The organism is Microbacterium sp. NPDC089320 (genome assembly GCF_040684875.1).
GTDB lineage: Bacteria > Actinomycetota > Actinomycetes > Actinomycetales > Microbacteriaceae > Microbacterium.
In genome coordinates this window covers 621,800-634,771 of the sequence record NZ_JBFBGY010000002.1, presented here as the reverse complement: position 1 = coordinate 634,771, position 12,972 = coordinate 621,800, and the positions used below count along the sequence as shown (strand labels likewise).

Genomic DNA, 12,972 nt, shown 5'->3' with positions numbered 1-12,972 from the left:
AGGGGCGGAAGACGATAACGTGGAGGCATGCTCATGACGCTGCCCAGAGTCGGCGCCGCAGGACTCCCCGCGATGGCCGAGGGGGCACGTGCGGCCGTTGCGGCGTCCACTACGATGTGTGAGTGTCCTGGGGCAGCCCGACCCGCAGGAAATCCGGAGGCGACCCGTGGCTGAGACGACGACGAAGACGCGCCGCGTCACGATTGCGCAGCGTTCGCTGCTCCTCTCCTGGGCAGGCGTCACCGACGTGGGTCGGCGGCGTGAGTCGAATCAGGACGCATTCTTCGCCGATTATCCGCTCTTCATCGTCGCGGACGGCATGGGTGGTCACGCCGGCGGGGAGATCGCGAGCCAGAGCACGATCAAGCGGCTCGACGCCGTGGTCGCTGCCGGCGCGGTCGATCGCGGATCCATCGAGGGTGCGCTGGAGATGGCGGTGGCCGACATCGCCGACCATCCGGAGACCACCGACGAGGGCACCGGGACGACGCTCACCGGCGTCTTCCTCGAGTTCGAGGACGACGAACCGCATTGGACGTCGCTCAACATCGGCGATTCACGCGTGTACCTCCTCAGAGACGATCGGCTGGTGCAGATCACCACCGACCACTCGGTCGTGCAAGAGCTCATCGCCGCAGGCAAGATCAGCCCCGAAGAGGCGGAGGGTCACCCGTACAGCAACGTGATCACTCGAGCGGTCGGGGCGAGCGAATTGACCGCTCCCGACTACGTCACGATGGATGTGCGTCCGGGAGACCGCTTCGTGATCTGCTCGGACGGACTCACGAAAGAGCTGACCGACTACGGCATCCAGCACTTCCTCCGCGAGAATGCCGATCCGGCGGCCGCCGTCGACGCGATGCTCGCTGCGGCCCTCGAGAACGGTGGCCGCGACAACGTGACGCTCGTCATCGTTCAGATCGCGGAGGAGACGTCGTCGGTGCCGGACGAGTCTCCCTCCCCAACGGGCGAGTTCTCCGACTAGCGTCGCGGCCCTGTGGAGGGGGGCTCTGAGGGGCCCGCCTGAGGTCCACTGGAGGCATGGACTCTCTGCCGATTGCGATCCCTGCTGCTCCGGTGCCGGCTCGCAAGCCTCCGACACCGTTCATCGCGGCGCTGGTCCCCGTGGCCGCCGGAGTGGCGCTCTGGCTCGTCACCGGCTCGCTGTTCTCGCTGTGCTTCGCCGTTCTCGGCCCGCTGATGATCGTCGCGTCACTGATCGACGGGTCACGGTCCCGACGCAGGGCGTCGCGTGCGGCTGCGACCGACAGTGCTGCGGCGTGGTCGCTGGCCGAGGCCCAGTTGACCCGGCTCCACGAGGACGAGCGCCGACTGCGATGGCATCGGCATCCCGACGCAGCGGCATGTCTCGCGCAGTCGCCACTGCGCGGTCTCGAGCCACCCGACGCCGCCATTCTGGTCGTGGTCGGCAGCGGCACCGGCGACAGCGCCGTGCAGGCGTCGGGCGGTGACGGAGACCGAGAACGCGACTTCCGGATGCGATGCACCAGGGTCGAGGGCGTGCCGACGACGGTTCCCCTGGGCAGTGGCATCGCACTGCGTGGTTCGTCCCCCGTCGTCGCCGCCGCTGCCAGGGCGCTCGTCGTGCAGCTGTGTCTGAGATTCGGGGTCGCGCAGATGTCCGTCGCCGGCAGTCGTCTCGACGAGCTGGGGCTCGCGGGTTTCCCGCACGCCCGCTTCGAGCGGCGGGGCTCGTTCCGACTGGCCGTCGCGCGTGGTGCTGATCCGCGGCCGCCGGCCGACGCCGTGATCTGGCTGTTGGACCGCGACGGCACCGTTCCCGAGGGGGTCACGACCGTCATCGACATCGCGGAGCCCCGTCGCGCGAGCATCCGCACGCCGCAGGGAATCGCCGAGGTCGAGGCCGAGTGCCTGTCCCATGATCAGACCGTGGCGATCGGGGCGAGTCGCGCAGAGGGAGGAGATGACCTCGATTCCCTCCCCGCATCCGTGTCGTTCGGCGAGCTGTTCCAGCCGGAGTCGACGGACGGTCTGCCGGCCGTGGTGGGCCGGGGCGAACGGGAGGACATCCTCCTCGACATCGTCGATGACGGGCCGCACGCGATCGTCACCGGGACCACCGGAACGGGCAAGAGCGAACTGCTGGTCTCGTGGGTGACGGCGATGGCATCTGGCCATGGGCCGGATCGAGTGACGTTCGTGCTCGCCGACTTCAAGGGCGGCACCGCCTTCGAGCCGCTGCGCATGCTTCCGCAGGTGGCTGCGGTGATCACCGACCTCGATGAGGAGGGTGCCCGGAGGGGCGTCTCCAGCCTGACGGCCGAACTGCGACGCCGAGAGTCCGTTCTCGCTGACGCCGGCGCGCGGGACATCCGCGAGATCGGCATGGCGAGACTCGTCATCGTGGTCGACGAGTTCGCGGCGTTGCTGCACGACCACCCTGACCTCGGAGCCGTCTTCACGGACATCGCCGCACGGGGAAGGGCGCTCGGCATGCACCTCATTCTCGGAACACAGCGCGCGTCGGGTGTGATCCGTGATGCGTTGGCGGCCAACTGTCCGCTCAGGGTCAGCCTGCGGGTCGCGGACGCCGCTGACAGTCGGGCGGTCATCGGCGCCGACGACGCGGCGGAACTCCCCGGCGGGGTCGCGTCGAGAGGCTTGGCGCTGGCCCGCCGCCCCCAGGACGCTGAGCCGATCGCGATGCGGGTGGCTCTGACGGGCGTCGCCGATCTGAGAGCGGTCGCGTTGCGATGGGCTGACGCCGACACGCCTGTCAGTCCCTGGCTGCCGCCGCTTCCTCGAATTCTCCCTCTCGCGCAGCTGCAGGCGCAGGCGAGGACGAACAGCGGGGTCATCTTAGGCCGAGCCGACGATCCGGAACGCCAGGACCAGCCGCTCGAGCTTCTGTCGATCGGATCCGATCGAGGAATCGTCTTCCTGGGAGGATCCGGATCCGGTCGCAGCTCGGCATTGCGGGCGCTGGCGAGGCAGCATGCGGCGCCCCTCTGGGTGCCGACCGATCCGGAGCAGTCCTGGGACGCTGTCGTCGCCCTCGCAGAACACGGGAGCCCGCGTGGGGGACTCATCCTCTGCGATGACGTCGACGTGAGGATCGGTGAACTTCCCGTCGAGTACGGTCAGCACCTCGCCCAGCTCTGGGAACAGGTTCTACGCAACGGGGCCGGAACCACGATCGCGATCACAGCGACGAAAGCGTCGGCACCCCTCGGGCGGGTTCTCGACGCGCTGCCGCGGCGCGGGCTGCTCAGGATGCCGAGCAAGGTCGATCACCTTGCCGCGGGTGGTGACGCCGCGGGTTTCGATGCGCACCGACCTCCGGGACGGATGCGGCTGGGGGACCGGGAGGTCCAGCTGCCCTGGGTCCCGGAAGAGCGACTGCGGTCGTCGGCGAAGGCCTCGCACAGCTCTCGACGTCGGGAACGGGAGGGGGAGGGGTGGACTCCGCGGTCTGCGATCACGGCGCTCGTCACGCCGGGGGTGTCTGCGACCGCCGAATCACTGGCGGCTGCGTACCCCGAATGTGACGTCGTCCTGCTGGACGGTGCGACGCGAGAGGCGCGTGCATCGACGCGCCCGGCCATGGTGCTCGGCGACGCAGACGTATGGCAGCGCCATCGGACGTTGTGGCAGCGGGTGCGTCACGAGGGCGAAGTTCTCATCCGAGTCGAGAACGCCGCCGAGCTCCGGCAGCTCGCCGGTGTACGAGAGATCCCTCCGTATGCGCGATCGCACGCGGGCCGGGCCTGGTCGCTCGTCGGAGACTCCGGCCCGAGTCGGGTCGTCATCCCGGCACTCGCGCCGCGGCGATGACAGGCTCTCGTCGAGGTCAGATGGCGTTGCCGGGACGGATGATGCCGACAGGCGCCCCGCCGCCGAGCACCTCGAGGGGCAGTGCCGCGGCGAGTGTCGCCACGTCCGCATCAGTGAGAGCACCTGCGCGCGCGAGCAGAGTCGCAGCCACGACGGTCGATGCGCGGGCGCCGCCGTCGAGCATCTTCAGGGCGACGGTCGTCCCGTTCGGGGCGACCATGACCATGACACCTTCGGCGCCGCCCTTCGCGAACACGCCGAGGGTCTCGATCGCGATGGTGTCGGGACGGCCGGGGCCATCGATCGTCCACGGGTGCTCGCGCACGGCGCGCACCAGCGACCCGGCGACGCGGTGCAGCGCGAACGGAGAGCGGTCTGACGCGGTGCCGATCCGGTGTATCGACCGGGCGAGGCCGGTCAGCGTGATCGCGTAGACCGGAGCACCGCAGCCGTCGATCGCCGTGTGGGCGACCTTCTCGCCGGTGAGCCGCTCGATCACCTCGCGAATGTGCAACTGAAGCGGGTGTGCGGGGTCCAGGTAGCTGTCGGTGGGCCAGCCCGTCGCGACGCAGGCGCGGAGCATGGCCGCGTGCTTGCCCGAGCAGTTCATGCGGATGCGCGTCTGCGCACCATGTTCGCGCACGAGCTCGTCGCGGGCTGCGGTGTCGCCCGGCCACGCCGGTGGGCAGCCCAGGTGATCCTCCGTGAGGCCGCCCTCGGTGAGCACGTCGCGAACCACGGAGGCGTGGCGATCCGTGCCGCTGTGGCTCGCGGTCGACATGGCGAGCTGCTCGCCCTCGAGAGCGGCGCCCGCAGTGATGCACGCCACGGCCTGCAGAGGCTTGAGGCTCGAGCGCGGAAGGATCAGGGCGTCGGCGTTGCCGTATCGAGCGACGATGTCGCCGTCGGGTGAGAGAACCACAGCAGCGCCCGCGTGACGGGACTCGATGAACCCGCTGCGTTCGACGACGGCGAGTTCCACGGCATCTTGAACGGTGAGAGTCTCCAGCACCTCCCCAGGATATCGTCGGTCGGGTGCGCGACGCGCCACCCCGCCCATCACCCGGCACCCTCCGGGTGGCAGACTGTCGATATGGCAGATCGACTCGCGCCGCTCGGCGAGCACCATTACTCACTCACCTCGACCTGGACCGGGAACTCCGGCACCGGCACCAGCGGCTACCGCGAGTATCGGCGTGACGTGACGCTCGAAGTCGACGGCAAGCCCGAGATCCTCGCATCAGCCGACAAGCCGTTCCGGGGCGATCCGTCGCGGTGGAATCCCGAGGACCTGCTCCTCGCCTCGTTGTCGGAGTGCCACCTGCTCTCGTACCTGCACGCCTGCGTCACTGCGGGCGTCGTCGTCGTCTCTTACCGTGACACGGCCTCGGGCATGATGCGCGAGGACGGGCGTGGCGGCGGCGCGTTCGTCGAGGTGATGCTTCGCCCCGAGGTCGTCGTCGCGGACGCCTCGATGATCGATGCGGCCGAACGTGCGCACGCGCAGGCGAACGCCTGGTGCTTCATCGCGAACTCGATGAACTTCCCGGTGCGGCACGACGCGTCGGTCCGAGCGCAGCAGAGCTGAGCGGCGACGTCGTCAGCGGCGTTCGTGGGGGAGGGCCTGCTTGATCTTCTCGATCGTGCCCTGAGCGGGCGCCTCGTTGTAGGCGTCGGCGAGCTCCTGCCCGGACAGGGCGTGGATCGCCGCCATGATCTCGTCCGTCGCGAGTCTCCGGGCGCGACCGCTCGTCGCGGGTCCGTGAGGCGACAGGTCGAGAGGCTCGCCGAAGCGCACGGTGATGCGCTCCTTCAGAGTCGGCATCTTGGCGCCGACCGGCATCACCTTGTCGGTGCCGATGAGGCCGACCGGAACGACGGGTGCACCGGTCTGCAGAGCGAGGAACGCCACTCCGGTGCGCCCCTTGTAGAGTCGTCCGTCCGTCGAGCGCGTGCCTTCGGGGTACAGGGCGACGGCGAGTCCCTCGTCGAGAAGCTGTCGCTGCACGTCGAGGGCGTCGAGCGCAGCCTTTCCCGCTCCGCGGCGGACCGAGATCGCTCCGATGGACTCGAAGAACGTCTTACTGAGCCAGCCCTTGAATCCGGGGCCCTCGAAATAGCTGGACTTCGCGAGGAAGTGCACGGGTCTCGGCGCCGCCACGGGGATCGCGATCGAGTCGATGAACGACAGGTGATTGCTCGCGAAGATGACCGGGCCGTCCTGGGGGACGTTCTCCCTGCCCTCGATGCGGGGCCGGTAGATCGTGCGCGCGAGTGGGGTGATCAGGCTGCGACCGAGTGCGTAGGCGAAGCCGGCGTGTCGAGGCTTCTCAGTCTCTGCGGGCGAAGTTTCGGGCTCCACGGACTGCTCTGACGTCATCAGAGCAGATTACCCCGGCAATCATGCCCCCGTGGGAATGAAGCGCCCGAGCGCGCCTCCCAGCATCAGCAAAGGGGTGTGCGAGATGATGGGGTGTCCCGCCCGCGATCCTGAGGTTCAACTGTGCGCAAGCGTCCGCTCATCGTCCTGTCCACCGTCGCCGCGGCGACCCTTCTCCTGGCCGGGTGCTCCGGAGACTCGACGCCCGAGTCCACAGGTACGCCCGCCCCTTCCGCCGAGACGTCCTGCCTCGCGGACCTCGCGTCCGGCGCGGGCTCCGACGCTGTGACGGTCGAAGGCTCCGGCGCGGAGGCCAAGGTCACGGTTCCGGAGGGCACCGACCTCGCCGAGGCCCAGCGTTCGGTCGTGGTCGAGGGTGACGGTGAAGACGTCATGCCCGGTGACCTCGTGTCTCTGCGCTACCAGCTCATCGATGCCACGACCAACGAGGTGCTCAGCACCTCGGAACGCGGTCCTGACGGTGTGCTGTCGGCTCTGCTCGCCGCGCAGCAGCCGCAGCAGATCGTCGACCCCACCCAGTCCACGGTCTTCACGGTCGCGGCAGAATGCCTCCCGATCGGTTCCAGCGTCGTCCTGACGCTCCCCGCCGCGCAGGAGGGCATGAACCCGAGCGTCCTCTACGTCGAGACGATCGAGCAGCTCCCCACGACCGCATCCGGCTCTGAGGTCGACGCGCCCGAAGGCATGCCGACCGTCGAGCTGGATGACGCCGGCTCGCCGACGATCACCCTCCCGGATTCCGAGGCTCCCACCGAGACCGAGGTGGCCGTCCTCAAGCAGGGCGACGGCGCCGTCGTGGGCGCGGGAGATCTGGTCACTGTGCAGTACCGCGGTGTGAAGTGGTCGGACGGCTCGGAGTTCGACTCCAGCTGGAGCCGGGATGCCGCACCGTCGCAGTTCCAGACCAGCGGTGTCGTCACGGGCTTCAAGATGGCACTCGAGGGCCAGAAGGTCGGCTCGCAGGTCATCGTCACCATGCCTCCCAAGGACGGCTACGGCGAGGGCGAGCTCAACGACACCGATCTGACCGGTGAGACGCTCGTCTTCGTCGTGGACATCCTCGCGACCACGCCGATCGAGCAGGCTCCGTAAGACGGCGGAGTCGGGGGCTTGCCATAGGCTGGCGGCATGCGTCGTATCATCGTCCTCGGCTCCACCGGTTCCATCGGCACCCAGGCGCTCGACGTCATCCGCGCGAATCCTCGTCGCTTCGAACTCGTCGGGCTCGCGGCCGGAACCAATGCCGAGATGCTCGCTGAGCAGGCTGCGGCATTCGGCGTCGAGAGCACCGCGCTGGGCGCAGCCGAGGCCGAGCAGCTCGTGCGTGACGTCGAGGCTGACGTGGTCCTCAATGCGATCACCGGGTCGATCGGACTCGGCGCAACCCTGGCGGCGCTGAAGGCCGGCAGAACGCTTGCTCTCGCCAACAAGGAGTCTCTCGTCGTCGGGGGCGAACTGGTTCGCGCGGCAGCCGCCCCCGATCAGATCGTCCCCGTCGACTCCGAGCACTCGGCTCTCGCGCAAGCGCTGCAAAGCGGCACCCATGCCGAGGTGCGACGCCTGGTCGTGACCGCGTCCGGCGGTCCGTTCCGCGGCCGTACGCGAGACCAGATGCTCGACGTCACGCCGCAGGAGGCTCTCGCGCACCCGACCTGGGACATGGGACGCATGGTCACGACGAACTCGGCGACGCTCGTGAACAAGGGCCTGGAGGTGATCGAGGCGCACCTGCTGTTCGACGTCGCCTACGACGACATCGAGGTCGTGGTCCATCCGCAGTCGATCGTGCACTCGATGGTCGAGTTCATCGACGGTTCGACGATCGCGCAGGCATCTCCGCCGGACATGCGCCTGCCCATCTCGCTGGGGCTCGACTGGCCGAGCCGTGTGGGCGGCGTCGGACAACCCCTCGACTGGACTCGCGCGACCTCATGGACCTTCGAGCCGCTCGACGACGATGCCTTCCCGGCGGTCGACCTCGCCAAGGCCGTCGGCCGTGCGGGTGCGACCTTCCCCGCGGTCTACAACGCGGCCAACGAGCAGGCGGTCGATGCCTTCCACGACGGGCGTCTGCCGTTCCTCGGGATCGTCGACACGATCTCTCGGGTCGTCGATGCCCACGAGCCGCCGCAGACGCTCACGGTCGAGTCGCTGGCCGACGCGGAGGAGTGGGCGCGTCGCAAGGCCGATCAGCTCATCGCCCGGGCCTGACCGAGCGGTCCGCGGCAGCATCCCGCCGGGTCCACTCGGTCGATCAGCGAGCGGATGCCATCGCCGGCATCCGCGCCCGGGTCAGTCCTCGCCAGGGTAGGGGACGGGCCAGTGCGAGTCGGGCACGGGCCATCCGGCTGCTCGCAGTGCACGGCGCGCCAGCTCACGGGCCGAATACGGCGTCCGGACGCCCCGGATGTCGCGATAGTCCTGATGACCGGGGCCTGCCCACAGGATCGAATCGCCTTCTCCGACCAAGCCCACGGCTGCGACGATCGCCGTCTCGGGCGGCGAGTACTCATGGATCTGTGCGTCGGGGCGCGCGGCTCGTGCACCGGCCACGAGTGTGGCCCTGATCGAGTCCGGGTCTTCGAAGCGGGGATGATGGTCCGTGATGACGAGGATGTCGCTGCCCTCGACCGCCGTGCGGGCCATGTCGTAGCGCTTGCTGGCATCGCGGTCGCCGTCGGCGCCGAAGAGCATGAGCACCTTGCCCGGGGTCACACGGCGGACTGCCGCGAGAGTCTTCTCGAACGCGTCCGGGGAGTGTCCGAAGTCCACGAACACGACGGGGCCGGTGTCGCCGGACACGAGCTGGGTGCGTCCGGGGAGGTGCGCGAGGATCCCGCCGTCGCGCTCCAGAGCCGTGGCGATGCGGTCCCATTCGTAGCCGCCCTCGAGCAGCATCACGATCGCGAGCGCCGCGTTCGCGGCCATGTGCGGACCGATCACGGGAACCGTCGTGGTGAGAGATCCTGCCGGACCGGTCAGGGTGAAGGTCGTGCCGGTTGCGCGCTCATCGTCGATCACGACGACCCAGTCGGCGCGGGCCGCGGCGTCGGGATCGGCGGCGATCGAGGGCGTGCCGACGGTGACCACGGGGATCTCCGAGCGCTGGACGACGGTGGCCCCTGACGGCGAATCGAGGCACACCACTGCACGGGTCGCGCGATCCGGGCGGAAGAGGGCCAGCTTCGCCTCGAAGTACTCCTCCATGTCGGCATAGTCATCGAGGTGGTCGTGGCTGAGGTTCGTGAAGCCGGCGACATCGAAGCGGATGCCGTCGACCCGGTGGCGCGAGAGCGCCTGTGCGCTGACCTCGACGGCCACGGCTTCGACGTCGCGCTCGCGCATCAGGGCGAGGAGCGCATGCATCTCGGAGGCCTCGGGAGTGGTGAGTCTCGAGACGATCACCTCGCCGGCGATGTGCCGTTCGGCGGTCGACGAGAGCCCGGTGACCACGCCGAGCTGGTCGAGGATGCCCTCGAGAAGGTGCGAGACGCTCGTCTTGCCGTTCGTGCCGGTCGTCGCGAACAGCAACGGGAGCGGCGCGCCTGCTCCCGTGCCGTAGACCCAGGCGCTGAGCGCACCGAGAACCGCCCGCGGGTCGTCCACCACGAGCACAGGCAGCCCCGCCGGTTCGGCGATCTCGGCGCCGTCCTCATCGGTGATGATCGCGACGGCGCCCTTCTCGGCGGCGGTGACCGCGAAATCGGCGCCATGGCGGTTCACGCCTCGGATCGCGACGAACGCCTCGCCGGGGCGGAGATCGGCGGTGGCGAGGGTGATGCCGGACAGGGTGACTCCGGTCACCTCGCCGCGGACGTCTCGGGCGAATCGAGAGGCGAGTTCGGACAGCTCACGCCGGGGCGGATTCGCGGGGCGGAGCACGGGAGGCAGGCTCGGTTGTTGTTCAATCGACATGTCGCTTCCATGTTCTCACGCTCGCGGCGAGATGACCGGGTGCGGCACGTCTCCCCGGCCGCATGCGACCGGGGAGACGTGCCGGTTCGTCACGCCGCGCGGCGGTACGCCAGTACCGAGACCACGAGCGCGGCGAGGCCGGCGACGAGCCCGCCGGCGCCGAGCGCGGTTCCGACCGCGTTCGACGGTGCCTCGTCGTCGGCCGCGTCGGCCCCCGCGGAGTCCGCGTCCTCGGCATCCTCCGCAGAGTCATGCTCGCCGTGTCCGTCGGCAGACGCCGCGGCGACCTCGACCACGGGCGCAGGCGCATCGAGGCTGTGCGGGTCCTCGCCGTCGTCGGCGAGCTGAGTCCACTCGGTGCTGCCGTCGACGCATGTCTGGATCACCGGGAACGCGAGAGACGCGGGTGCGTCCTCGTCGAGGCCGACCGCCATGCTGACCGCGCCGCGCAGCTCGTTGGGCACCGGTGTGACGGCGGTGTAGGTGACAGCGCTGACGAGCCCGTCATCGCCCTTCTCGATATCGATCGTCCAGTCGCTGTCCGCGGTGGGCGCGACCGATGCGAGCCCCTCCGGCATGGAGACCTTCAGCGAGGTGGTCGGAGAGTTCTCGCAGCCGTGGGCGAACGAGAAGGTCAGAACGCCGTGATCTCCGGCGATCAGCTCGTCCGGGCTGACGCTGACGTGCGCACTGGCCATCGTCGGGATGGCGAGAGCGAGAATCGCACCTCCGATGAGTCCGGCGGTGACGGTGCGGCGGGTGGTGGTGGAACGCATGGTGATACTCCTGTGTGCTGATCTGCGGGCGCGACGGTGTGCGCGTCATCCGCGGGAAGGGAAACGCCTCGGGAAGGCGATGCGAGATCAGGCGAGTGCAGGAGGTCCGCGGCGCGACACGGAAGCCGCGAGATGATCCTCGTCGGGTGCGCGGATCGAGAACACGGGGAGCACAGGATGCTCGGCCAGAGGCCGGAACACCGCGACCGCGTTGCGCAGGCGAGCGTGCACCCATCGTGCGATCGCCCGCACCGACGATTCGCCGTGGCACACGAGAGCCGTGGTGAGCAGCGCGGCGATGACGTGTCCCACGATCATGAGCAGGTCCGGGGCGGTCGCGGTGACCACGGGGCCCAGCGCTGCGAGATCGAGGTGGTGCTGATGCCCCGACGGTGCCATCGTTCCGGTCGGCGTGCCGAGCAGCTGGAACACCAGGTGGAAGAGCCCCTGGCTCATCACCACGGTCAGGGCGGTTCGTGCACGAGACACACGGGCGCCGATGAGCAGTGCGGCGAGCGGGACGAGGAGCGTGGCGACAGCGAGCACGAGGAGCGGATGCGGGGCGGCTCCGCCCGCGGTGGTGTGTGACGCGGCGGCGATGAGCGTGGCGGCGCCGGATGCCGTCGCTGCGCGCAGAAGTCGCAGCTGGCGGGAGGTCACGAGACCAGCCTATCCGTGCCGCGCCGTCGCGCCGTGCAGCTCTCGGGGCTGATTCCTAGGCGTCGAGCACTAGCTTGGGGGAGTGGAAGCACTGCTCTATCTGGCCGGCATCGTGTTCATGCTGATCGGCCTCGGTCTGTCGATCGGTCTGCACGAGGTCGGTCACCTCGTGCCGGCCAAGCTGTTCGGCGTGCGCGTCGGTCAGTACATGATCGGCTTCGGCCCACGGATCTGGTCCAAGCGGATCGGCGAGACCGAGTACGGGTTCAAGCTGCTTCCGCTCGGCGGCTTCATCTCGATGTCGGGGATGTATCCGGCATCCACGACCTCCGGTCCCGCCAAGGGCGTCTTCCGCGCTCTCGTGCAGGACGCGCGCTCGGCCAACGACGAGACGATCGCGGAGGGCGCCGAGGATCGCGTCTTCTACCGGCTCCCCGTGTGGAAGCGCGTCGTCGTGATGCTCGGTGGCCCGCTGATGAATCTGCTCCTCGCGGTCGTCATCTTCACCGTGCTCGTCTCGGGGATCGGCGTGCAGCAGGGAACCACCACGATCGCCTCGGTCAACGAGTGCGTCCTCCCCGCGGGGTCGTCGGCGACCGAATGCGCGCCGGACGACCCTGCCACGCCCGCGGCAGAAGCCGGGGTCCGGCCGGGTGACGTCCTGGTGTCCGTGGACGGGCAGCCCGTGTCGACGTTCGCGCAGGCGACCGCCATCGTGCAGGCGGCTCCGGGGGATACCCTCGAGCTGGTGGTGCTGCGGGGCGGCGCCGAGGAGACGCTGAGCATCACCCCCATCGAGGCGGAGCGCACCATCACGGATGCGAGCGGCCAGCCGGTCATCGGCGATGACGGGCAACCCGTCGTGCGAGAGGTCGGCTATGTCGGCATGGCCGCGCAGATGGGTTTCGTGCAGCAGCCGCTCTCCGCCGGACCGCAGATGGCCGCCGACACCGTCGCCCGGGTGGGGTCGATGATCGTGACACTTCCCGTTCGGATCTGGGACGTGGGCGTCTCGCTGGTCACCGGTTCGGAGCGAGACCCGAACGGCCCGCTGAGCGTGGTCGGCGTCGGGCGCATCGCGGGTGAGGTCGCGGCGACCGATGCGCCCGTCCTCAATCGGTTCTCCGTGCTCCTCGGGCTTCTCGGGTCGCTGAATGTCGCACTGTTCGTGTTCAACCTGATCCCGCTGCTGCCGCTCGACGGCGGCCATGTCGTGGTCGCGCTGTGGGACGGCATCCGACGTGCCTGGGCGAAGCTCTTCCGTCGTCCGCCGCCCGCTCCCGTCGACGCGACGAGGCTCGTGCCGCTGACGGTCGTCGTGGCCACGCTTCTCATCGCGATGGGGGCCGTGCTGCTCCTCGCGGACGTGTTCAACCCCGTGAAGCTCTTCGGCGGCTGACCGGC

At 69.3% G+C, this 12,972-nt stretch carries 11 protein-coding genes; 6 read left to right on the top strand and 5 right to left on the bottom strand.

Annotated elements, in window-relative coordinates:
• The first annotated feature begins 166 nt into the window (after nt 1–166).
• Together AB0N61_RS07635 and AB0N61_RS07630 are read left to right on the top strand one after the other, a co-directional pair.
• Entirely contained in the window at nt 167–985 is an 819-nt protein-coding gene (locus tag AB0N61_RS07635) for a protein phosphatase 2C domain-containing protein (RefSeq protein ID WP_363362874.1), read from the top strand.
• Between the two features lie 56 nt (nt 986–1,041).
• Nucleotides 1,042–3,816, top strand: coding sequence for an FtsK/SpoIIIE domain-containing protein (locus tag AB0N61_RS07630; RefSeq protein ID WP_363362872.1), 2,775 nt, complete (start codon nt 1,042–1,044; stop codon nt 3,814–3,816).
• 16 nt (nt 3,817–3,832) lie between these two features.
• On the opposite strand, the gene AB0N61_RS07625 is transcribed toward AB0N61_RS07630, so the two are convergent.
• Nucleotides 3,833–4,828, bottom strand: a complete 996-nt coding sequence (locus tag AB0N61_RS07625; protein WP_363362870.1) for an asparaginase — start codon at nt 4,826–4,828, stop codon at nt 3,833–3,835.
• 81 nt (nt 4,829–4,909) lie between these two features.
• On the opposite strand from AB0N61_RS07625, the gene AB0N61_RS07620 reads away from it, so the two are divergent.
• Nucleotides 4,910–5,404 carry an OsmC family protein gene (locus AB0N61_RS07620; protein WP_363362868.1) on the top strand — a complete coding sequence of 165 codons (495 nt, stop codon included), beginning with the start codon at nt 4,910–4,912 and terminating at the stop codon, nt 5,402–5,404.
• A gap of 12 nt (nt 5,405–5,416) precedes the next feature.
• Here AB0N61_RS07620 and AB0N61_RS07615 read toward each other — a convergent pair whose 3' ends face one another.
• Entirely contained in the window at nt 5,417–6,196 is a 780-nt protein-coding gene (locus tag AB0N61_RS07615; RefSeq protein ID WP_167944687.1) for a lysophospholipid acyltransferase family protein, read from the bottom strand.
• A 123-nt stretch (nt 6,197–6,319) separates the two neighbouring features.
• Between AB0N61_RS07615 and AB0N61_RS07610 the strand changes: the two genes are divergently transcribed.
• Both AB0N61_RS07610 and dxr read left to right on the top strand, forming a co-directional pair.
• Entirely contained in the window at nt 6,320–7,309 is a 990-nt protein-coding gene (locus AB0N61_RS07610; protein ID WP_363362866.1) for an FKBP-type peptidyl-prolyl cis-trans isomerase, read from the top strand.
• A gap of 36 nt (nt 7,310–7,345) precedes the next feature.
• Nucleotides 7,346–8,428 (top strand): 1-deoxy-D-xylulose-5-phosphate reductoisomerase, encoded by a 1,083-nt coding sequence (gene dxr, locus AB0N61_RS07605; RefSeq protein ID WP_363362864.1) that lies wholly within the window; start codon nt 7,346–7,348, stop codon nt 8,426–8,428.
• An 81-nt stretch (nt 8,429–8,509) separates the two neighbouring features.
• On the opposite strand, the gene AB0N61_RS07600 is transcribed toward dxr, so the two are convergent.
• The 3 genes from AB0N61_RS07600 to AB0N61_RS07590 form a co-directional block, all read right to left on the bottom strand.
• Complete coding sequence (locus AB0N61_RS07600; RefSeq protein WP_363362862.1) at nt 8,510–10,132, bottom strand: UDP-N-acetylmuramoyl-L-alanyl-D-glutamate--2,6-diaminopimelate ligase; 1,623 nt, start codon at nt 10,130–10,132, stop codon at nt 8,510–8,512.
• A gap of 89 nt (nt 10,133–10,221) precedes the next feature.
• Nucleotides 10,222–10,908, bottom strand: coding sequence for a YcnI family protein (locus AB0N61_RS07595; RefSeq protein ID WP_363362860.1), 687 nt, complete (start codon nt 10,906–10,908; stop codon nt 10,222–10,224).
• A gap of 87 nt (nt 10,909–10,995) precedes the next feature.
• Complete coding sequence (locus AB0N61_RS07590; RefSeq protein ID WP_363362858.1) at nt 10,996–11,568, bottom strand: hypothetical protein; 573 nt, start codon at nt 11,566–11,568, stop codon at nt 10,996–10,998.
• A gap of 82 nt (nt 11,569–11,650) precedes the next feature.
• On the opposite strand from AB0N61_RS07590, the gene AB0N61_RS07585 reads away from it, so the two are divergent.
• On the top strand, nt 11,651–12,967 hold the full coding sequence (locus AB0N61_RS07585; RefSeq protein WP_363362856.1) for a site-2 protease family protein: 1,317 nt from the start codon (nt 11,651–11,653) through the stop codon (nt 12,965–12,967).
• The last annotated feature ends 5 nt before the right edge of the window (nt 12,968–12,972 follow it).

What these genes read in the sequence shown, in the direction of transcription:
- AB0N61_RS07630 (WP_363362872.1), top strand. Translation starts at nt 1,042, where the DNA reads ATGGACTCTCTGCCGATTGCGATCCCTGCTGCTCCGGTGCCGGCTCGC.
- AB0N61_RS07620 (WP_363362868.1), top strand. Translation starts at nt 4,910, where the DNA reads ATGGCAGATCGACTCGCGCCGCTCGGCGAGCACCATTACTCACTCACC.
- AB0N61_RS07615 (WP_167944687.1), bottom strand. Translation starts at nt 6,196, where the DNA reads ATGACGTCAGAGCAGTCCGTGGAGCCCGAAACTTCGCCCGCAGAGACT.
- dxr (WP_363362864.1), top strand. Translation starts at nt 7,346, where the DNA reads ATGCGTCGTATCATCGTCCTCGGCTCCACCGGTTCCATCGGCACCCAG.
- AB0N61_RS07600 (WP_363362862.1), bottom strand. Translation starts at nt 10,132, where the DNA reads ATGTCGATTGAACAACAACCGAGCCTGCCTCCCGTGCTCCGCCCCGCG.
- AB0N61_RS07595 (WP_363362860.1), bottom strand. Translation starts at nt 10,908, where the DNA reads ATGCGTTCCACCACCACCCGCCGCACCGTCACCGCCGGACTCATCGGA.